Origin of the sequence: Sandaracinus amylolyticus (assembly GCF_021631985.1) — a bacterium.
GTDB classification, from domain to species: domain Bacteria; phylum Myxococcota_A; class Polyangia; order Polyangiales; family Sandaracinaceae; genus Sandaracinus; species Sandaracinus amylolyticus_A.
The window spans coordinates 7,008,182-7,028,523 of sequence record NZ_CP070225.1 but is presented as its reverse complement, the minus strand read 5'-3'; the positions used below and the strand labels follow the sequence as shown (position 1 = coordinate 7,028,523).

Below are 20,342 nucleotides of genomic sequence, written 5' to 3'. Positions count from 1 at the left end.
CGTCAGAGCTTCGCGATCCGCGCGCGCATCCGCGGCAGCAGCGAGGGGTCGCGCTCCGCGAACACCGCGAGCCACGGGATCACCTGGAGGTTGCGCACCAGGCCGAGCTCGCGCGCGAGCTCGGGATCGTAGGGCCCGTCGTAGGCCGCGGTGATCGCGTCGATGGTCTCGCGCTCCTCGCCGAAGAGCTCGGCCTTGGAGCGCAGGCACGCGAGGTCCCACTCGATCGGTCCGACGAACGCGTCCTCCCAGTCGGTCCACACCGGGCCGCGCGACGTCGCGAGCACGTTGCCGAGGTGCGCGTCGCCGTGCACCGGCTGGAACGACGCGGTGCGCGCGCGCGCCGACTCGACGATGCGCTCGGCGCGCTCCCACGCCGACGCGACGCGATGTGCCTCCGACGCGCTCCACGCGCCGCTCTCGCGGGCGCGCTCGAGCACCGCGCGCGCTTCGTCCCACCCGCCCCACTCCGGCAGCGCGGGCGCATCGTGCGCAGCGAGCAGGCGATGCGCCTCGGCGAGCCGCGCGCCGGCGCGCTGCGGATCGATCGCGTTCGCCGTGATCGTCTCGAGATCCCACACGCTGATCACGAGGCCCGCGCGCTCGAAGGGACCGGCGTCGATCGTCGTGCTCGGGCGGGTCACGGACGCACCGCGCGCGTCGAGGAAGCGCGAGAGCTCGACCTCGCGACGCAGCCACTGCATCCCGACGCGCACCATCGAGGTCGCCATCGCGACGCGCGCGACGAGCGGATGCGGAGCGAGGTGCAGCACGAGGTTGCTGCGATCGGCGATCACGACGGGCTCGACGTGCTCGAGCCCGAGCTCGCGCACGAGCGCGCGCGTCTCGTGCATCACGGAGTCGATCGAGGGCGGAGAGGTCACGCACGCGAGCATGCCCGACCCACGGAGCGCGGTCTTGCGACGAGCGTGGGCTCGTGCGACGCACCGCGCGATGCGGATCTTCGTCGCGCTCTCGTTCGTCCTCGCGCTCGCCGGTTGCTGCACCGCGCCCTCGATCTCGGCGCCCGAGCTCGTCGCGCCCGACGATCCGCGATGGGCGCAGCTCGAGGCGTCGCAGCGCGAGCTGGCCGGGGGCGACTTCGAGCGCGCGCTGCAGGTCGTCGACGGAGTCGTCGCGCAGCTCGCGCCGGGCGGCGATCCCGCGCTCGAGGCCGCGGCGCGATCGCTGCGCGGCGAGGTGCTGACGGCGCTCGGCAGCTTCGAGGACGCGATCGCCGAGCTCGAGCGGGCGCGCGCGCTCCGGCTCGGGCTCGACGACGCGGAGGCGTTGCTCGCGACCACGCACGCCCTCGCGTCGGCGCTCGACTACGTGGGTCGATATCCCGAGGCCGAAGCGATGTTCCGCGACGTGCTGGAGCGGCGTCGCGCGCGCGAGGGTGCGCTCTCGGTGGAGGTCGCGCGCGCCGCGGTGAACCTCGGGATCTGCTTGGAATTCCAGGGCCGTGCTGCCGAGTCCGCGCAGCAGCTCGAGGAGGGCGTGCGCGTGCTCGAGGCGCTCGATGCGCGCAGCGACGCGGCGTACGACGCGGCGCTCAACAGCCTCGGCAACATCCGGCGCGCGCAGGGCGACGTCGAGGGCGCGCTCGCGTTCTTCCAGCGCGCGCTCGTCGCGCGAGAGCGCACGCTCGGACCCACCCATCCGAGCGTTGCGATCGTGCTGCACAACATCGCGATCGCGCAGATGGACCTCGGCCGTCCCGCCGACGCCCTCGCGCCGATCGAGCGCGCGCTGCAGTTGCGACGCGGGGCGCTCCCGCCCGATCATCCGTGGCTCGTCGAGTCCGAGGCGCTCCATCGCGACGTGCTGATCGCCTCGGGTCGCGCGCCCTGAAGGAGGAGAGCGTGGACGTCGAGACGCTGACGACGCTGGGACGGCTCGCCGAGATCGCGCCCAGCCCCGACGGCACCTGGCTCGCGGCGGCGATCGCGCGGCCCGACGAGCGCGCATCGAAGTACGTGCACGATCTCTGGCGCATCCCGCTCGACGGACGTCCTGCGACGCGCCTCACCCACGGTCCGTCGAACGATCGCGCGCCGCGCTTCCGGCACGACGGCGCGCTGCTCTTCCTGTCGAATCGTCCCGTCGGAAAGGCGCCGGAGCCCGGCGATGATCAGCGCGCGCAGGTGTGGATGCTGCCGCCGCACGGCGAGCCGCAGCGCGTGACCGACGAGCCGCTCGGCGTGGACGACTTCCTCGTCGCGCAGCACGCCGACGTGATGATCGTGCGCGCGCCGGTGTGGCCCGACGTGCCGCACGACGCGCAGCGCGCGCATGCGCGCGAGATCGAGGAAGTGGGCCCGCGTGGGCTGCGCTATCGCGCGCTGCCGGTGCGGCACTGGGACGCGTGGGTGCCGGCCGCGGCGCCGCACCTCGTCCGCTACGACACGAACGGAGGCGGGCGCGTCGACGTCACTCCGCGTGCCGATCGCGAGCACCGCGAGGTCGACTGGGATCTCTCGAGCGACGGTCGCACGCTCGTGATCGGCACGATGCGCGCCGACGTCGATCGCATCCGCAGCGCGGCGGTGCGGGTGATCGACGTCGAGAGCGGGAGTGCGCGCGATCTCGGCGTCCTCGACCGCACGTCGTACTCGCACCTGCGGCTCTCACCCGACGGCACACGCGTCGCGGCGCAGCGCGAGCGACGGCGCGAAGGACGCTGCGACGAGCGCGCGCTCGTGGTGATCGATCTCGCGAGCGGATCCGAGCGCGTACTCGCGTCGCGCTGGGATCGCTGGCCGATCCCGGAGCAGTGGGACGCGCAGGGCGAGTCGGTCGTCTGCACCGCGGACGACGAGGGCCGGGTGGTCGTCGCGCGCATCGACGTCGAGCGCGGCGAGCACGTCGTCCTCGCGGAGCGCGGCAGCTTCTCGTGTGTGCGTCGGAGCGGTGCACGCCTCGTCGCGATCCAGAGCACGCTCTTCGCGCCGCCGCGCGCCGTGATCGTCGGGGGCGCGGCGCTCGCCGATCCGAGCGGCTTCGATGCGTCGTGCATCGAAGGTGTGCGCGTCGAGACGTTCGAGGTGCAGGGCGCCGACGGCGCGCAGGTGCGCACGATGCTCGTGCTCCCGCGCGGCGAAGGACCGCACCCGACGCTGCTGTGGATCCACGGCGGTCCGATCAGCCAGTGGGCCGACGGATGGCACTGGCGATGGAACCCGCTCGTCGCGGCGTCGGCGGGCTATGCCGTCGCGCTGCCGAATCCGCGCGGATCGACCGGGCACGGGCACGCGTTCGTCGCGGGCGTGTGGGGCGACTGGGGCGGGCGCTGCTTCGACGATCTGATGCGAGTGACCGATGCGCTCGCCGCGCGCGACGACGTGGACGCGTCGCGCATCGCGGCGATGGGCGGCTCGTTCGGCGGGTACATGACGTCGTGGATCGCGGGTCGCACCGATCGCTTCCGCGCGCTGGTCACGCACGCCGGGCTCTTCGATCTGCGCGCGTTCTACGGCACGTGCGATCATCCGGCGACGTTCGGCGCGATGATGGGCGCGACGCCGTGGCAGGGCGACGTGGAGCGTCACTCGCCGCACGCGGGGATCGGCGAATGGCGCACGCCGACGTTGGTCGTGCACGGCGAGAAGGACTACCGCGTGCCGATCGGGGAAGCGCTCGCGCTCTTCGAGTCGCTGCAGGCGCATGGCGTCGAGAGCGAGCTGCTCGTCTTCCCCGACGAGGGCCACTGGATCCAGAAGCCGCGCAACGTGCGCCAGTGGTACGCGGTGATCCTCGAGTACCTCGCGCGCCATCTCCGCTGATATGCTCGCTCGCTCGTGGCCGCGTCGGGGAAGCGAGACGACGAGTGGATGGGCGAGGCACCGTCGCGCGACACGATGGTCGACGCGGTGCCCACCGGCGCGCTCGAGGCGCCGCCGAGCGGCGAGCGCATCGGCGCGATCGTCGCGGGTCGATATCGCGTCGAGCGCCTGCTCGGATCGGGCGCGCACGCGGCGGTGTTCGGCGGCGTCGATCAGCACACCGGCGACGCGGTCGCGGTGAAGGTGCTGCACGATCGGCTCGCGCACGATCGCGATCACGTCGCGCGCCTGCTGCACGAGGCCGAGATCATGCGGGAGATCGCGCACCCCGGGGTGGTGCGCGTGATGGGCGCGGGACAGGACGAGGGCGGGCGCTGGTACATCGCGATCGAGCTGCTCGAGGGTGAAGATCTCGCGACCGCGATCGAGCGCGGTCCGCTCGACGCCGCGCTGGTGGTGGAGATCGGGCATCAGCTCCTCGCGACGCTCGCCGCGGCGCACGCGCGCGGGATCATCCACCGCGACGTGAAGCCGGAGAACGTGTTCCTCGCGCGCGACGAGCTCGGCTCTCTGCGCGTGAAGCTGCTCGACTTCGGCGTCGCGAAGAGCACCGAGGCGCGTGCGTCGTCACCGGTGCATCGCACCCACGACGGCGTGAAGATCGGGACGCCGCACTACATGAGCCCGGAGCAGTGGGCGGGCCTGCCGCTCGACGCGCGCTCCGACGTGTGGGCTGCGGCGGCGGTGCTCTTCACCGCGACGGTGGGCGTGCCTCCGTTCGACGCCGACGACCTCGGCACGTTGATGACGCGCGTGACCGAGACCGATGCGCCCTCGCTCGCTGCGCTGCGCCCCGAGATCGGACCGGCGTTCGTCGACACGATCGATCGTGCGCTCGCGACCGACCCCGCGGATCGCTGGCCCGATGCGCGCGCGATGGCGGCGGCGCTGCACGTCGGCGGTGCGCGCGTCGACGCGCTCGACTGGGACGAGTGAGCGGCGCGCGAGGACCACGAGCGCGACGCGAGTGGTCGGAGGGTCGGCGCTACCGGACGGGGAGGGGTGTCCCGAGGAACGGCCGGTGCGGGACCGACCGTGGTTGAGGTTTTCCTCAATCATTTCGCGGTACGGCGCGACGCTGCACGCCAGTGCCGGACCGACCGTGGTTGAGCTTTTTCGGCGTCTGGCGACGCCCGCGCTCGAGCGCGTCGGGCTCAGCAGGGCCAGCGGAACGACATGCGCCCCGAGCCCACCGAGGTGCAGTCGATCGTCGCGCCCGCGGGGAGCGTGAGGCCTTCCCACAAGCAGTAGCCGGTGGCCGCGTTCGGCGCGTACCGCGCGCCCGACGGGCAGTTGTAGGGCACCGCGAGCATCCAATAGAAGCCGAGCACGCCTTCTTCGGAGTAGCGACAGTACTCGCGCACGCCGAAGGGCGGGGTGAACGACACCGAGCACGTGTGATCGCGCCCGTCGTTCGAGTACGTCCAGCCGCTCGGGCACGCGCCCGCGATCGGACGGCACCCGCCGCAGCCGTCGTCGGGTGCGCCGTCGCAGTCGTCGTCGATCGCGTTGCTGCAGACCTCGGTCGCGCCGGGGTGCACCGCGGCGCGCGCGTCGTCGCAGTCGGTCCCGTCGATGCACGACTCGCCGAGCACGCGCTGCGCGGTGAAGCCGTCACCGTCGGCGTCGACGACGGTGCGCACGCACATCGCCAGGACCTCGTCGCAGCGATCGGTCGTGCAGCGCGAGGTGTCGCTGCAGTCGCGCGCCGTGCCTCCGGTGCAGCCGCGCGCGGGGTCACACCGACCGCCGGAGCGACAGAAGCCATCGTCGCAGATCGCGTCGTCCGCGGCGTGCGTGCACCCGTTGTCGTCGCGCGACGGATCGCAGAGGTCGAGCGTGCAGTCGATGCCGTCGTCGCACGCGCCGTGGTCGGGCACGAAGCGGCAGGTGCCGCTCTCGGGATCGCACTCGTCGTCGGTGCACGGGACACCGTCGTCGCACTCGATGGGTGCGCCGAAGACGCAGCCGCTGTCGTTCGCGGAGCGCGGGGGATCGCACGTCCGGATGCCGACGCACGCGTCACCCGGGCCGCCGCATGCGCCGTCGTCGCGCTGGTGCACGCATGCGCCGTCGAGGCAGCGATCGACCGTGCACACGATGCCGTCGTCGCACTCCAGATCGCACGGCACGCCCGGGAACGCGTCGGGTGGCGGTCCTCCGTCGACGCCCGATTGCTGGCCCAGCCTGCCTTCGTCGGGGTCGACGAGGATGCTGCACGCGGTCGCGGTGATCAGCAGCGTGAGCGCGACGAGGACGGATGCGGCGCGGTCGAGGAATGGACGCATGCGGCTCTCCTCACCGGGGTTGCCCGTCGAGCATACGCGGCAGGCGTGCACGGAGCACGGCACGACACGTGCGAGTCGTGGTACGAGCGGCGCATGAGCCGCAGCGCCGTCGTGATCGGGGGCAGTGGATTCGTGGGGCGTCGCCTCGTCGAGATGCTCGCGGGCGAGCCAAGCGTGGAGCGCCCTTCGGCGTGGCCGCGCTTCGACTCGGTGCACGTCGTCGACCTCTCGCCGTGGCGCACCGAGCTCGCGCTCGGGACGAAGGTGACCTCGTCGATCGTCGACGTGCGATCGCGCGATGCGTTGCGCGAGGTGCTGCGTGGCGCGCACACGGTCTTCCACCTCGCGTCGCTGGTCGACGTCGGGCTGAAGAAGAACCCGAGGATCGACGCGGTGAACGTCGAGGGCGCGCGCAACGTCGTCGAGGTGTGCCGCGAGCTCGGCGTGCCGTTCCTCGTGTACACGAGCACCGAGGACGTCGTGCTGCGCGAGACGCCGATCGCGCACGGCGACGAGTCGTTGCCGTATCCCGAGACGCCGCTGCACGACTACGTGCGGACGAAGATCGAGGGCGAGCGCATCGTGCTCGGAGCGGATCGTCGAGACGGTCTGCGCACGTGCGCGGTGCGCCCGGTGCACGTGTACGGACCGAACGATCCCCACGCGATCGTGACGAGCCTGCGGGCGTTCGCGTCGGGCTCGGTGCCGGTGCTGCTCGGCGACGGGCGGGCGCGCTTCGACGTGGTCTACGTCGACAACGTGGTGCACGCGCATCTGCTCGCGGCGGCGAAGCTGCACGATCCTGCGACGCGCGATGCGGTGGGCGGGCGCGCGTACTTCGTCGGCGAGGGGAACGCGCCGAACTACTTCGAGTTCCTGCGGCCGTACGCGGAGGCGAAGGGCATCCGCATGCCGCGTCGCTGGCTCGGTCGGCGGCGCACCGCGCTCGCGGCGCGCCTGCTCGAGGGCGTGCACCGGCTCACCGGCGCAGACGTGCCGTTCCATCGCTTCCACGTGCACGTCATCTGCGAGGACTTCTTCTTCTCGACGGCGCGCGCCGAGCGCGAGCTCGGGTATCGGCCGCACGTCGCGCCGAGCGAGGGGCTGCGCCGCACGATCGAGTGGGTCCGCGACGTGCGCCTCGAGGCGTGATCAGCGGAGGAGCGCGGCGCGAACGAGCTCGACCGCGGCGATCAGCTCGGCGCGCGTCGGTGCCCCGCCGCAGCGTGCCGTGAGCCATGCGCTCGCCTCGCGGGTGTCGTGGCAGTACTTGCGGACGAGCACGTCGTGGTGGCGTCGATGCGCGGTGGACGCGACGTCGAGGGCGCTCATCGCCCACTCGCCGCCGCCCTCGATGACGAACGCGGAGCCCGCGAGCTCGGGCGCGCCGGCGAGGATGCGATCGGTCGCGAGCGCGACGACCTCGGGCGGCGGGATCGGCGCGCCGTGCTCGACGACGCTGAGGATGCCGACGGGGCCGCCGCGCGCGGCGTGCATGACGACGAGCTCGGCGGCGCGCTCGAGACGCTCGCGCGTCGCGATGCCGGTCCACACCATGACCACGATCGGGCCGCAGGTGCCGAACGAGACGCTCTCGTCGGACTCGATCAGCTCGGTGGCGCTGGGCACGGACGACGATGTAGGCGCGGCAGGGCGTCTTGCAGCGGGGTACCCTCCGCGCGATGTCGAATCTCCCGCTGCTCTCTCCCGTGGTGCTCCGTCCGGGTGTCGTCGCGCCGAACCGCGTGTGGCTCGCGCCGCTCACGAACATGCAGAGCCATCCGGACGGGACGCTCTCGGACGACGAGCTCGCGTTCCTGGCGCGTCGGGCCGAAGGTGGGTTCGGGCTGATCGAGACGTGCGCCGCGCACGTGTCGCAGGACGGCAAGGCGTGGCCGGGTGAGCTCGGCGTGCACGACGATGCGATGTTGCCGGGGCTGCGGCGGCTCGCGGCGCGCATCAAGAACGCGGGCGCGGTCGCGAGCGTGCAGCTGTTCCACGGAGGGCTGCGCGCGACTCCGTCGGTGAGTGGGCTTCCGACGTGGAGCGCGAGCGCGCACGAAGAGCCCGGGACGGTGACGCCGCGCGCGGGGACCGAGGAGGACATCGCGCGGGTGATCGAGGACTTCGCGAGCGCGGCGCGGCGATGTGCGGAGGCGGGCTTCGACGCGGTCGAGCTGCACGGCGCGCACGGATATCTGCTCTCTCAGTTCCTCAGCAGCGTCTACAACCGGCGTGAGGATCGCTGGGGCGGGCCGCTCGAGAATCGTGCGCGGTTGATCCGCGAGGTGCTGCGGGCGGTGCGCGCGGCGGCACCGGGGTTGGCGCTCGCGGTGCGTCTTTCGCCCGAGGATTTCGGGCAGGCGAAGGGCATCGACCTCGACGAGACGATCGAGGTCGCGCGGTGGCTCGCGGCGGACGGGATGGAGGTGCTGCACCTGTCCCTGTGGAGGTCGGCGCTGAGCACGAAGAAGCGTCCGGAGTCGCACCCGACGACGCTCTTCCGCGAGGCGCTCGGCGAGCGCGTGAAGATCGTCGTCGCGGGGCAGATCTGGACGCGCGAGGAGGGCGAGGCGCAGCTCGCGAAGGGTGCGGACGCGATCGCGCTCGGGCGATCGGCGATCGCGAACCCGGAGTGGCCGCGCATCGTGCACGGGCTCGAGCAGGGCGAGCTGAGGACGCCGCCGGTCACCGAGGACGAGCTGCGGGCGCGCGCGCTGAGCGAGGGATTCGTGCGCTACATGCGCAACTGGAAGGGATTCGTCGCGTGATCAGGCGGCGTGATCGAGGCCGCGATCGGTCTCGCTGAGCGCGCGATCGAGGAGCGCGAGGGCGAGCGCGATCGGAAGGCGCTCGGCGTCGGGATCTTCGGTCCAGCGCGCGTGCGCGATGCGGACGTGCTCCGCTGCGAGGCGCACGACGTGGTGCGCGGGAAGGAGCGCGGTGATGATCGCGAGGTCCTGCACGCGGTCGTCGAGCTCGTGCCACGCGCGCTCGAGCTCGCCGCGGCCGGAGCGCGCACAGCGATCGAACGCGTCGTACGCACTGCGCACCGCGGTGCCCATCCTGCGAGCGCGCGCTTCGATGCGTGCACGCTCGATCGTGTTGCTACGGTCGATGCCCCACCCGGTCATGTCGGGGGTCATGTGCATGCGACGTGCCCTGAGCGGCGTCGTGAGAAATTTGGATGCTACGTCCGCGCGCGGATGGCGCGCGCTCGCCTCGCGTGTGCGAGGCGGCGCGCGGGGGGTGTGGGCCGACCGTGGTTGACCCGGGAGTCGTGTGCCGAGCGTTGATGAGACCCGCGCACCGACCGTGGTTGACTCTGCGTGAGCCTGGGGCTGTCCCCGGCTAGGGTCGCGGCGATCCCGTCCCACGTTGAGCTGCCGCCCGGTGTCCACGGAACCCGCTCTCGTGCACGATGTCGGAGTACGACCGGTTTCCGTGGGAGGTGGCGGTGCATCGACGCTCCCTCGTGCTCGCGATCGTCGTGGTCGCCTTCGCGCCGAACGCGGCGCAGGCCCAATTCCGCCTCGCACCGCAGCCACCCCCGGAAGCGGCGTGGCCGCGCTTCGAGTGCGAGGACGGGACCTGTCCGCACGGGGTCGGTGCGCTCCTCTCGTACTCGGCGACGGGACACGTGGGGTTCTGCACCGCGACGCTGATCGCGCGCGATCGGATCGTCACCGCCGCGCATTGCGTCCCGAGCGGGGCGCCCGGAGCGGCTGCGTCGATGCACTTCTTCTTGCCCGACGAGCACGCGGTGACGCTCGACTGGCGCGCTGTGACCGCCGTCCTGCTTCACGAGGGACGCGAGGTCGGCGCCGACCACGCCGTGCTGCGGCTGCATGAGGTGATCGACGCCCCGTACCTCACCCTCTCGCGCGTGCCGCCGGTCGCGGACGGGCGACTCGAGGTCGTCCGGGCATCACCGCATTCGGATGGGACGGTGTTCGTGCGGCGCGAGCGCTGCCTGGTCATGCCGCAAGCGCTGAGTGCGGATCGAATCGTCCCGTCGGCGATCGCGCGGATCGCGGGGTGTACGATCCTGCCCGGAAACTCGGGGGCGCCGATGCTGGACGACGCGGGGCACGTGGTCGCGGTCGTGAGCACGGGGCTGGCGCCACCCGGCGTCGCGGTGCTGCTCGCACCGTGGTTGACGGGGCCGGCGCCGTTCGTGGGGACGCTCTCGTCGCTCGCATGCCTGCCGACCGACGTTGGGCCCGGCGAGGCGCCGACGGTGTGTGCGGCCTGGAGTCGCGCGCCGGATCACGGCCTGGTTTCGTCGGCGGAGGCCCGCGATGCTGCGATCGACGTCCAGCGCGAGGCCCTCGCCGAGCGACTCCTCGAGTGGGAGAGGACGGAGGTCGCAGGGCGCGAGTTGTTCGGTTGGGACCTCGATAGTCGAGTTCGCGGCGATCGAACGTGGGCGCTCCCCGTGCCCGGATGCCTCGACGTGGCGGAGCTCGAGCGCACTGGCCGCATCGACTCGCGCGGTCGGTTTCGCCTACGCGTGCAGGTACCCGCGTGGCAGGCGTCGGCCTTCGTGTTCGGGGTCGATCTGCGGATGGTGCCGATCACGGAACGGGTCGCGTGGGTGTGGATGGACGTCAGGGGGCGCCTCGATGAGGTGCGCGAGAGCGCCGTGATCCGGGTCCGTGTGCGGGGGCCGCGTGCGTTTCGCCCGCGTGGTCGGGCGTACGTGCCGGCGTGCCGGGCCGAGGAGTCCGAGCGATAGCCCGTCCGTGGTTGGGCCGGATGAGCGCAGCGGTGCTGGATGCCGGAGCGCCCGGAGAGCGAACCGACCGACGTTGAGCTTTCGACTCGACGACCTGACGGCCGTCAGACGCCCGCCGCCAGCCTCCGCCACTTCTCATCCATCACCCCGAGCCTTTCGCTCGCGCCCCGACCGGTCCGGCGATTGCTCGATGCGCGCGCATGACACAGCCACGCATCGTTCGCCCAGGATCCACCGTCTTGATCACCCGCCGCACGCTGCGTCGGCATCATCTCTTTCGGCCCGACGAGCAGATGCGGAACCTCTTCGTGTACGCGCTCGCGCTGTGCGCGCGCAAACACGGGGTTCTCGTCCACGTTGCGACTCTGATGAGCACGCACGAGCACCTCGTCGTGACCGACGTCGCCGGCGTTCTTCCCGATTTTCTCCGTGATCTGCATCGCTGGGTCGCGCTCGGGACCAAGGTGCTCCGGAGATGGGAAGGAGCAGTCTGGGATCACGAGCCTTCATCCATCGTCGAGCTTCGTACGCGCGATGCGGTCGTGCAGAAGAGCGCCTACGCGATTGCCAATCCAGTGCTCGCCGGGCTCGTGCGAGAGGCGAAGGATTGGCCCGGAGTGCAGACGCGCCCACGGGAGATCGGACGTGGCGTGTTGAAGGCGCGTCGTCCGCCGATGTTCTTCGATCCTCACAACGAACAGTGGCCCGACGCGGTCGAGCTCGAGCTCAGCCCGTTCCCGAGCATCTCGAGCGGCTGGAGCCCAGACGAAATGCGACGCGCGATCGCACAAGAGGTGGAGCGCCAGGAGCGCGACGCGAGGATCGAAGTCAGAGCCCGTGGCGTCGCGTTCCTCGGTGCGCGTCGTTGCCAGTCCGTCGCGCCGCACGTTCGTGCACGAGCCCACGAACCGGTCCGAAAGCGAAATCCGACGTTCGCGGTCGGCCGAGGAAGAGCGACGGAGCTCGTCGAGGCCATCCGCGAGCTCCGTGAATTCCGTCGCGCCTATCACGACGCGATGGCGCGATGGCGCGCCGGCGATCGTGCCGTGACGTTCCCAGCGGGAACGTGGTCGATGTTGCGAACGCACCGTGTTGCGGTCCACGCGCTCGCAGACGCCGCTTGAGCTCCTCGCGTGGCGTCCCTCGAACTCCGCGGCGCCGAGGCCCGAAACCACTCACCGTGGTTGAGCCCGGCGCCCGATCCTACTGCCCAACGCCCAACGCGTACGCCTCCGGCGTCTCCACCGGCGGCAGCGCCTGCGCGCGGATCAACAGCGTCCGCACCGCCCACACATCGTGGAAGATCCGATACCGCAGCGCCGTCTGGTCCAGATAGTCCACGCCGGCCGAGCCACCGGTCCCCGTACGACGTCCGATCACCCGCTCGACCATGCGTGCGTGCCGCTGTCGGAAGATCACGAACGCCTGCTCGATCGCGACGATCGCGTCGATCACCTCGCGAGGCCACGCCAACAGCGGCAGCTCGCGATAGCCCTCGATGAACACCAACGCCGCGCGCACCCGCGCGCGCCGCGCGCGCTCGTCTTCCGGCACATCGCTCGCCTCGAGGAACGCGCGCGCTCCCGCGACCTCCTTCTCGTAGCGGGCCCGTAGCCGCTCGACGTCGTGCGGCGTGAGCGCGTCGTGCATCGCGAGCTCTTGCGCGCGGCGCACCTCTCCCGCGTGCGCCTCGAGGTACTGCTCGACGAACCTCCGCACCGTCTCGGCATCGCCCGCGCGGTCCGGCGTGCTGCCCTGGATCGGTGTGCGGAACAGCCATTCATCCAGCGCTTCCCTCAACGTCGGTCGGTCCGTGAGGCGCGCGGCGACGCGGCGCGACGCCGCCGACTCCGTCCCATCCGGCGCCCGCAGCGCCTGCATGTACCCATGTTCGTGCCCCAGCGCGATCCGCTCCGAGTCCCGCAACCCCATCAGGATCTCGATCTCGCGCAGCTGCGCCGACTGGAACCCGCTCGCGGGCGAGAGCTTGTCGCGGAACGCGAGATAGTCGCGCGTCGTCATCGTCTCCATCAGCGCGAAGTGCTGCGCGATGTGATGGAACAGCAGCGCCATCCGACGAAGACCGCGCACCGCGCTCGCGAGCGACTGCTCCGGCACGCGCTCCTGCGCGAACAGCCCACGCACGGACACCAGCTCGCGCAGCGCGAGCTTCAGCCAGAGCTCGTCGATCTGGTGCACGGTGATGAAGAGCACCTCGTCGTTCGAGAGCCCCGCGTCGCTCTCCTCGAGCCCGCCCTGGAGCGACGTGATCTCCTCGACCTTGATGTAGTCCCAGTACGTCGTCGCCTTGCGCGTCATGCCGACCGACACCTGCCACGCGCGCCCGCGCACCACCAAGCGCACCGTGAGGCAACCCGCGCGGTGCTAGAGATCCCACGTGGCCGTTCGCGTTCCGTCCCAGGCGAGCACGAAGTGGTGGGTCCTCCTCGCCGCACTGCTCGCCGCGCTCTTCACGTACTGGCAGCACCGCGATTCGCTCGATCGCCCGGCGCGCGCGCCCGCTCCGCGCCCTACCCCGGAGAGCGATTTCGTCGAGGTCGAGATCGTCGCCGAATGACACGCGGCGCAGCGCGCGAGGCGCGACACACCGAGTCGCCCGCGCGCATCACGCGGCGCGGACCTTTCGCGAAATGCGAGGGGACGATGTGGGATATCGATGTCGACGATCGTCTCCCGCTCCGCGTTGCTCGTGCTCCTCGGCTCGCTCGTGCTCGCTCCATCGCGCACGAGCGCACAGGCGACCGCGCTGCGCTCCGTTCGCACGGTGCTCGCGCCGTGGGATCGCGAAGGCACCGAGACCCTCGGCGCACTGCGCGAGCTCACCCGCACCGCGCGCAGCGCACCGACGCCCGAGGCGCGCCTCGAAGCGCGCTACCTGCGCGCCTCGATCGCGATCGATCTCCTGATCGCGAGCCAGCTCGGCGCCGAGCGCGCGATCCCCGTGACGCGCGTGGCAGAGACGCTCGGCGTCGCCGAGCCCGAGCTCGACGCGCACCTCCGGAGCGAGCTCGGTGCCGTCGTCTCGAGCGTCGCCTATCGAGATCCCGCGCGCGAAGCGCTCTCCGCGCTCGACCTGCGCGCGGCGATCGCACGCGGCGATCACACCATCGACTGGTCGCGCTACCAGGGCTCGCGCCGCGATCTCCTGCTCGTCGCGGCTGCGACCGAGGCGCTCGGCATCTCGGGCGATCCCGCGCAGCTTCCGGCGTTCGCGCCCGATCCCTGTGCGAGCGCCACGCCGAGCGCGCCCTGCGCCGCGCCCTGGACCTCGCTCGCGCCCTCGTCGCGCCGAGAGCTCGCGTCGATGCTCGAGGTCAGCCGTGCACTGAAGCGCATCGGCGAGCGCGCGCGCGCCGGCGATCCCCTCTCTCGTGCGCTGCAGGATCGCGTCGCGCTCGCGACGGCGCGCCTCGAGACCACCACGCTCGCGCCGATCCCGCGCCTCGAGCGCGATCGTGATCTCGTCGCGGGAGAAGACGGCGAGCCGGTGCGCGCGTCGGTGATCGTGCTCGTGCGCCGTCGCGAGGTGCGCGTCGCGTCGATGCCGCCGGTCCGCGTGCGTGACGGCGAGATCGTGTTCCCGGCGGACGCAGGGACCGTGCTGCCGGAGAGCGACTCGGTGCGCCTGCCCTGGCACTTCGGCGGTCCGCCGGCCGCGATCGTCGAGGTGGCGCGCGCGGTCGGCGCGCACGCGCCCGAGCGACGAACCGTCGCCGTCGCGGTCGCGCCCCGGGTGCGCGCCGACGTGCTCGCGCGCGTGCTCGTCTCGGTCGCGGAGATCGCGCGCGGTCCGATCGCGCTCGTGCGACGCAGCGCCGATGGAACGTTGCGAGGCGCGCCCGTCACGATCGTGATGCACGACCGCGAGGTCTCGCGTCGCGATCTCCTGGTGAACATCGACTCCGGCACGTATGCGCTCACGCGTCGCGAGCGGCGGATCACCCTCCGCATGCCCGAGGTGCGCCGACCGGCCGGGATCAACCTCGCGCATCTCGACTCGCTGATCGCGCGCCTCCCGCACCAGCGCGTCGTGGTGCGCGCGCGTCCCGACGTGCCCGCGCGTGATCTCGTCGACGTGGCGTTCCGCGCGATCGCGGCACGCGACACGCTCGTGCTGCGGGTGCGCTGAAGGCACGCCACACCTGCGGTTGTCCCTGTACCATCCTGTTCAATCGAGCCTCTGCATCGAAGGCTCCTCTCGATGAGCGCTCCGAGCTCCGATCCTCCCGAGCGTGGAGCGCTCGGCCTCGTGCTCCTGCTCGGCGGGCTCACCGCGATCGGTCCGCTCTCGATCGACGCGTATCTCCCGGCGCTCCCCGAGATCGCGCGCGACCTCCACGCCTCCGCGGCCGCGACGCAGCTCACGCTCTCGACGTTCTTCCTCGGCCTCGCGAGCGCGCAGCTCGTGTGGGGACCGCTCGCCGATCGGCTGGGGCGCCGCCGCCCGCTCGCGATCGGCCTCGTCCTCTTCGTGATCGGTGCGGTGGCGTGCGCGCTCGCGCCGACGATCGAGCTGCTCGCGGCCGCGCGCTTCGTGCAGGCGGTCGGCGGATCCGCGGGCATGGTCGTGACGCGCGCGGTCGTGCGCGATCGTTGGTCGGGGCGCGACGCGGCGCGGATCATGTCGCTGCTCGTCCTGGTGATGGGCGCCGCGCCCGTGCTCGCGCCGTCGCTCGGCAGCGCGCTCCTCGCGGTCGCGGGATGGCGCGCCATCTTCGTCGCGCTCGCGGTCTTCGGAGTGCTCGCCCTCGTCGCGACGCAGATCGGTCTGCGAGACGTCCAAGCTCCCCGCGCGCCCGAGCCGATCGCTCACGCTGCGAAGCAGGTGCTGCGCGATCGTGTGTTCGTCACCGCGGCGCTCGGCGGCGGCTTCGCGCAGGCCGGGTTGTTCGCGTACATCGCCGGCTCGTCGTTCGTGTTCATCGAGCACCACGGCATGGCGCCCGCGACCTACGCGTGGATCTTCGGCGCGAACGCCGCCGGGTACGTGCTCAGCGCGCAGGTCAATCGTCGCGCGCTGATGCGTGCCGAGCCGGGCGAGATCGCACGCGCCGCGATCGTCGTGACGCTCGTGATCGGCGTCGTGCTGCGGCTGACCGCGATCGACGGGACCGCGCTCGTGCACGCGTCGTTGATCTGGATCTACGTCGCGACGCTCGGGCTCACGAACCCGAACGCGACGGCGGTCGCGCTCGAGCACCAGCATGCACGCGCCGGTCTCGCATCGGCGCTCCTCGGCACCATGCAGCTCGCGATTGCCGCGGCCTCGTCGGCGGCAGTGGGACTGCTCTCCGATGGAACGCCGCGCGCGATGACGACGGTGATGCTCGCGTGCGCCGCGGTGTCGCTCGTCTTCCTCTTCCGCGCGCACGCGCTGGCGCGCGTCACGCCGGCCGCGTGATCCACGGCAGTCGATCGAGATCGACGTTCCCGCCGCAGAGCACCACGCCGACGCGCTGCGCGCCTTCGACCTCACGCATCGCGTCGCTCAGCGCGACCGCGACCCCGACCGCGGCGCTCGGCTCGATGACGAGCTTCATGCGCTCGAACACGAGCCGCATCGCGCGCACGATCGCGTCCTCGTCGACCGTGATCACGCGATCGACGACGTCGCGCACGACCGGCCACGTCAGCGATCCCAGCGACGTCAGGAGCCCATCGGCGATCGTCTTCGGCCCGGTCTGAGGCACGAGCACGCCTCCCGCCTTGCTGCGCGCTGCGTCGTCGGCGCCCGCGGGCTCGGCGGCGATCACCTTCACGCGCGGTGCGAGCTCGCGCGCCGCGAGCGCGATGCCGCTGATCATCCCGCCTCCGCCGATCGGAACGACGATCGCGTCGAGATCGGGGATCTCCTCGAGCAGCTCGAGCGCGATCGTGCCCTGGCCCGCGATCACGTCGGGATGATCGTAGGGCGGGATCAGCGTCGCGCCGGTCTCCGCGACCACGCGCGCCGCCGTCTCCTCGCGCGCGGCGAGGGTGGGCGCGCACGGGATGACGTTCGCGCCGTAGCCGAGGACCGCTTCTTTCTTGATCGCGGGCGCGCTGGTCGGCATCACGACGTGCGCAGGGATGCCGCGCAGCTTCGCGGCGAGCGCGAGCGCCTGCGCGTGGTTGCCGCTCGAGTGGGTCGCGACGCCGCGCGCCGCGCTCGCGTCGTCGAGCTTCATCACCGCGTTGCACGCGCCGCGGAACTTGAACGCGCCGACGCGCTGGAACGTCTCGCACTTGAAGAAGAGCGTCCGCCCGGCGCGCGCGTCCATCGTGCTCGACGTCATCACCGGCGTGCGGATCGCCCAGGGCCTGATGCGCTCTGCTGCCTCGCGCACTGCCGCGAGATCGGCTGCGTATCGCTCGCTCATCGCTCCGCCTCCGGGCCGATCGCGAGCGCCTCGAGCACCCAGCGATCGCGACTCTCGTCTCGCTTCACGACGCGGATCGTGATCGCGTCGCCGACGATCGCGCGCACGCGCTTGGTCTTCTGCTCGCGGAGCACGACGCCGTGCTCGTCGGGCTCGAGCCACACGCCGCCCCAGCCCTGCGCGAGATCGTAGAGATAGACCTTCACGTCGATGCCGGGGTCGTCGAGCTGCACGTGCAGCTTGCTGCCTGCGACGCCCATCACGGTGCCGCGCCACACGCGCCGCGATGCGCGCGGGTGCGTGAGATCGGCCTCGAAGAGTCGATCGATCACCCGGCGATTCACGAGATCGGTGATCGCGCGCTGCACGTCCTTGCTGCGGTTCGCGGCGTCGACCACACGCTCGCGGAGCGCCTCCGCGTCCTCGCCGTCGACGCCGCGACCTTCGAGCATCTGCAGTGCTTCGGCGTGGAGGTACACACCGACGACCTCGCGCATCGGCGCCGAGAAGCGCGCGTAGGGCTCGAAGCCGGCGCCGTAGTGCGTGGCGGGCTCGGTCGCGTAGCGGGAGCGCACGTTGGTGAGGATCGCCTGGCGCTGGATGGCGCGCGCGACACGCGCGTGCGTGCCGTGCTCGGGGAGCGACGCGACGTAGACCGCGAGGCTCGCGCGGCCTTCGTCCCACTTCCACTCGTCGCCGAGGCGATGCGCGTCGACGATGCGCACGATCGCCTCGCGCAGGCTCTCGACGCGCTCGGGATCGGGAGGCGGATGGATGCGATAGATCGGCTGCACGAACGGGGCGTCGGTCTCGGCGAGGAGGCGCGCGCCCTCGGCGTTGCAGAGGAGCGAGATCTGCTCGTTCCAGAGCTCGACATCGGCACGCACGCCTTCGAGCACGACGAAGCGCTCGCCCGCGGCGCTCGAGAGGGCGACGTCGACGTCGCGGCGGCGGTAGCGCACGACGTCGCGCTCGGCGGCCTCGCGCAGGCGCGCCTCCCCGACCTCGGCCATCGCGCGGAGCGAGGGCTCCATCTCGGTGCCCTTGAGCTCGCTGCGATCGGGCGCGTCGAAGAGCTGCTGGACCGACTCGAAGCTCAGCTTCGCGCGGCTGCGGATGCGCGCGCGGACGAGGTGGGTGTCGAGCGAGTGGCCCTGCGCGTCGAGGTGCATCTCGAAGACGAGCGCGCGGCGCGGGCCGTCGGGGTTGAGCGAGACGATGCCCTCGGAGAGCGGGCGAGGGAGCATCGGGATCGAGAGGCCGGGCAGGTAGTAGCTGGCGCCGCGGCGGAGGGCTTCGGCGAAGAGCGCGCTGCCGCGCGGGACGTAGGAGCCGGCGTCGGCGATGGCGTAGCGGACGATCCAGCCGCCGTCGGGGCGGGGGGCGACGTGGATCGCTTGGTCGAGATCCTTCGCGTGGGCGGAGTCGATGGTGACGAAGGGGAGCGCTTCGAGATCGGTGAGCTCGGGCGCGTCGAGGCGCGGGTCGGCGACGGTGCGCTCGACCTCGGACATGACCTCGTCGGGGAAGGCGATGTCGACGCCGAAGCGCGCGGCGATGGCGTGGAGCTCGGCGAGGGCGGTGCCGGGCGCGGCGAGCTCGCGGAGGACGTGGGCGGCGTCGGCGTCGCGGCGGGCGAGGACGATCGCGCCGGGGGTGGCGGGGGTCGGGAGGGGGAGGGGCTCGTCCTCGACGAGGGCGCGGACGGCTCGGCCGTCGGGGGCGACCATCGCGACGAAGCGATTGCGGGACAGGGGGCGCGGAAGCACCGGGGAAGGATACGCGGCGCGGAGGCGAGGCGCGGGTGTCCGCGAAGAGGAAGGGTGGAACCGACCGTGGTTGAGGTTTTGTGTCTGTGGATGGTGGTACGGAAGCTGACCGTGGTTGAGTTTTGCGTCCTAAATCGTAGACGAAACCCGACCGTGGTTGAGGTTTGTGCCCCCAAATAGGGTCACCCCCCACCCCCCTTCAGACCCGAGCCACCGCCGACTCGGCCCCCACCCCGATCACGTGCTCGCCGCTCTCCAGCTCGTCGAGCTCCACTTCCCGCTCCCGCTCGTCCACCGGGGGCACGGTCGTCCACGCCAGCCGCTCCACTTCGCGCCCCGGCATCACGTGCGCCCGCACCGCGAGCTCCTCGATCGCATCACGCTGCTCGGGCGAGAGCCCCACCCAGTCCACCACCCGGTCCAGCGTCGACAGCTGCCGCGCCCGCTTGTCCACCGCGCGCTCTCGCGCGAGGCGCGTCAACGACGCCTGCATCGTGCCCACCACGCGTCGATGGCACCGCTCGACGTACTCCCGATCGTTCGCCGCCTCGGGCCCCGCCCGATCCAGCTCGATCGGCTCGAGCACCTCCATGAACATCCGCGTCGGCACCGGCACGTACGGCGGCGGGAACCCGATCGTCAGCCCCCACGGCACCGAGAGCACCACCGGGCACACCTTCACGCGCAGCAGCCGATCGATGCCCAGCCACCGCGCGATGCGCCCGCCGTCGTCGAGCACCATCAGCCCCGCGTGCGCGCCCGCGGTGACCACCGGGATCAGCGGCACACCTTCTTCGATCGCGAGCCGCAGATACCCGCGACGCTCGCCGAACACGATCTTGTCGCGATCCTTGAACGGCCGGAGCGCCTCGACGTCGCCGCCCGGATAGACGAGCACCTTGCGGCCCGCCTCGAACAGCTTGTGTGCGTTCGCGGGGCTCGCTCGCACACCGCCGAGCGGCACCAGGATCTGGTTCGCGATCGGCGTCCGCACCGCCATGTCGTGCGCCAGCGCGTAGGGCAGGTCCTCGAGCCCGCCGTGCCGATAGAGCGCCGCTCCGAGCACGTACGTGTCCGGGAAGAGCACGCCGCCGTTGTGGTTCGCGACGTACAGACCCGGCCCCGAGGGCACTCGGTCCAGACCGCGGATCACCGGCGAGAAGAAGCGCTCGAGGACCGGCTCGAGGACCTTGAGCGTCCGCTCGATCGCCTTGCGATCGCGGTTGTCGATGGAGTCGACGTCGTACCGGCGCATGCCGAACCTTGTTGCCGCAAGCATATCGCCTCTGTGTGCCCACTTGGCAACGCACCGTTCAGTCACG

19 protein-coding genes are annotated in these 20,342 nt (G+C 71.8%); 9 read left to right on the top strand and 10 right to left on the bottom strand.

Annotated elements, in window-relative coordinates; genetic code table 11:
- Nucleotides 1-2 precede the first annotated feature (2 nt).
- On the bottom strand, nt 3-884 hold the full coding sequence (locus tag I5071_RS29740) for an aminoglycoside phosphotransferase family protein (RefSeq protein WP_236516635.1): 882 nt from the start codon (nt 882-884) through the stop codon (nt 3-5).
- Nucleotides 885-954: 70 nt separating this feature from the next.
- Between I5071_RS29740 and I5071_RS29735 the strand changes: the two genes are divergently transcribed.
- Genes I5071_RS29735 through I5071_RS29725 form a run of 3 tightly spaced genes read left to right on the top strand, consistent with a single transcriptional unit; the run spans nt 955 to nt 4,781 of the window.
- Nucleotides 955-1,854: a tetratricopeptide repeat protein gene (locus tag I5071_RS29735; RefSeq protein ID WP_236516634.1), complete on the top strand. Its 900-nt coding sequence runs from the start codon at nt 955-957 to the stop codon at nt 1,852-1,854.
- Between the two features lie 11 nt (nt 1,855-1,865).
- Nucleotides 1,866-3,785, top strand: a complete 1,920-nt coding sequence (locus tag I5071_RS29730; RefSeq protein WP_236516633.1) for an alpha/beta hydrolase family protein — start codon at nt 1,866-1,868, stop codon at nt 3,783-3,785.
- Between the two features lie 15 nt (nt 3,786-3,800).
- Entirely contained in the window at nt 3,801-4,781 is a 981-nt protein-coding gene (locus I5071_RS29725; protein ID WP_236516632.1) for a serine/threonine-protein kinase, read from the top strand.
- A 218-nt stretch (nt 4,782-4,999) separates the two neighbouring features.
- Here I5071_RS29725 and I5071_RS29720 read toward each other — a convergent pair whose 3' ends face one another.
- A complete protein-coding gene (locus I5071_RS29720; RefSeq protein ID WP_236516631.1) occupies nt 5,000-6,133 on the bottom strand; it encodes a MopE-related protein in 1,134 nt (377 codons plus the stop codon).
- Nucleotides 6,134-6,226: 93 nt separating this feature from the next.
- On the opposite strand from I5071_RS29720, the gene I5071_RS29715 reads away from it, so the two are divergent.
- Nucleotides 6,227-7,285: an NAD-dependent epimerase/dehydratase family protein gene (locus I5071_RS29715; RefSeq protein WP_236516630.1), complete on the top strand. Its 1,059-nt coding sequence runs from the start codon at nt 6,227-6,229 to the stop codon at nt 7,283-7,285.
- Here I5071_RS29715 and I5071_RS29710 read toward each other — a convergent pair whose 3' ends face one another.
- Nucleotides 7,286-7,762: a hypothetical protein gene (locus I5071_RS29710; RefSeq protein ID WP_236516629.1), complete on the bottom strand. Its 477-nt coding sequence runs from the start codon at nt 7,760-7,762 to the stop codon at nt 7,286-7,288.
- 53 nt (nt 7,763-7,815) lie between these two features.
- Between I5071_RS29710 and I5071_RS29705 the strand changes: the two genes are divergently transcribed.
- Entirely contained in the window at nt 7,816-8,904 is a 1,089-nt protein-coding gene (locus I5071_RS29705) for an NADH:flavin oxidoreductase (protein WP_236516628.1), read from the top strand.
- Here I5071_RS29705 and I5071_RS29700 read toward each other — a convergent pair whose 3' ends face one another.
- Nucleotides 8,905-9,285, bottom strand: a complete 381-nt coding sequence (locus tag I5071_RS29700; protein ID WP_236516627.1) for a hypothetical protein — start codon at nt 9,283-9,285, stop codon at nt 8,905-8,907.
- 488 nt (nt 9,286-9,773) lie between these two features.
- Here I5071_RS29700 and I5071_RS29695 point away from each other — a divergent pair, with 488 nt between their 5' ends.
- On the top strand, nt 9,774-10,871 hold the full coding sequence (locus I5071_RS29695) for a trypsin-like serine peptidase (RefSeq protein ID WP_236516626.1): 1,098 nt from the start codon (nt 9,774-9,776) through the stop codon (nt 10,869-10,871).
- A 104-nt stretch (nt 10,872-10,975) separates the two neighbouring features.
- Here the strand turns inward: I5071_RS29695 and I5071_RS46875 are convergent, their stop codons facing one another.
- The 3 genes from I5071_RS46875 to I5071_RS29685 form a co-directional block, all read right to left on the bottom strand.
- Nucleotides 10,976-11,311 carry a hypothetical protein gene (locus tag I5071_RS46875; protein ID WP_329611087.1) on the bottom strand — a complete coding sequence of 112 codons (336 nt, stop codon included), beginning with the start codon at nt 11,309-11,311 and terminating at the stop codon, nt 10,976-10,978.
- Nucleotides 11,312-11,377: 66 nt separating this feature from the next.
- A complete protein-coding gene (locus I5071_RS46870; RefSeq protein WP_329611086.1) occupies nt 11,378-11,974 on the bottom strand; it encodes a hypothetical protein in 597 nt (198 codons plus the stop codon).
- Between the two features lie 100 nt (nt 11,975-12,074).
- Nucleotides 12,075-13,190, bottom strand: coding sequence for a tryptophan 2,3-dioxygenase family protein (locus I5071_RS29685; protein WP_419249671.1), 1,116 nt, complete (start codon nt 13,188-13,190; stop codon nt 12,075-12,077).
- A 79-nt stretch (nt 13,191-13,269) separates the two neighbouring features.
- On the opposite strand from I5071_RS29685, the gene I5071_RS29680 reads away from it, so the two are divergent.
- From I5071_RS29680 to I5071_RS29670, 3 genes are all read left to right on the top strand, one after another.
- Complete coding sequence (locus tag I5071_RS29680; protein WP_236516623.1) at nt 13,270-13,449, top strand: hypothetical protein; 180 nt, start codon at nt 13,270-13,272, stop codon at nt 13,447-13,449.
- Nucleotides 13,450-13,548: 99 nt separating this feature from the next.
- Nucleotides 13,549-15,021, top strand: a complete 1,473-nt coding sequence (locus I5071_RS29675; protein WP_236516622.1) for a hypothetical protein — start codon at nt 13,549-13,551, stop codon at nt 15,019-15,021.
- Between the two features lie 72 nt (nt 15,022-15,093).
- Nucleotides 15,094-16,293 (top strand): multidrug effflux MFS transporter, encoded by a 1,200-nt coding sequence (locus I5071_RS29670; RefSeq protein ID WP_236516621.1) that lies wholly within the window; start codon nt 15,094-15,096, stop codon nt 16,291-16,293.
- Here the strand turns inward: I5071_RS29670 and I5071_RS29665 are convergent.
- From I5071_RS29665 to I5071_RS29655, 3 genes are all read right to left on the bottom strand, one after another.
- The gene (locus I5071_RS29665; protein ID WP_236516620.1) at nt 16,277-17,251 is read right to left on the bottom strand and encodes a pyridoxal-phosphate dependent enzyme; all 975 of its coding nucleotides are present in this window, start codon (nt 17,249-17,251) and stop codon (nt 16,277-16,279) included. The two genes, I5071_RS29670 and I5071_RS29665, sit on opposite strands and share 17 nt — an antisense overlap.
- Nucleotides 17,248-19,020 carry an RNB domain-containing ribonuclease gene (locus I5071_RS29660; RefSeq protein WP_236516619.1) on the bottom strand — a complete coding sequence of 591 codons (1,773 nt, stop codon included), beginning with the start codon at nt 19,018-19,020 and terminating at the stop codon, nt 17,248-17,250. The genes I5071_RS29665 and I5071_RS29660 overlap by 4 nt, the downstream gene beginning before the upstream one ends.
- 199 nt (nt 19,021-19,219) lie before the next feature.
- Nucleotides 19,220-20,341, bottom strand: a complete 1,122-nt coding sequence (locus I5071_RS29655; RefSeq protein ID WP_236516618.1) for a 1-acyl-sn-glycerol-3-phosphate acyltransferase — start codon at nt 20,339-20,341, stop codon at nt 19,220-19,222.
- Between the last annotated feature and the right edge of the window lies 1 nt (nt 20,342).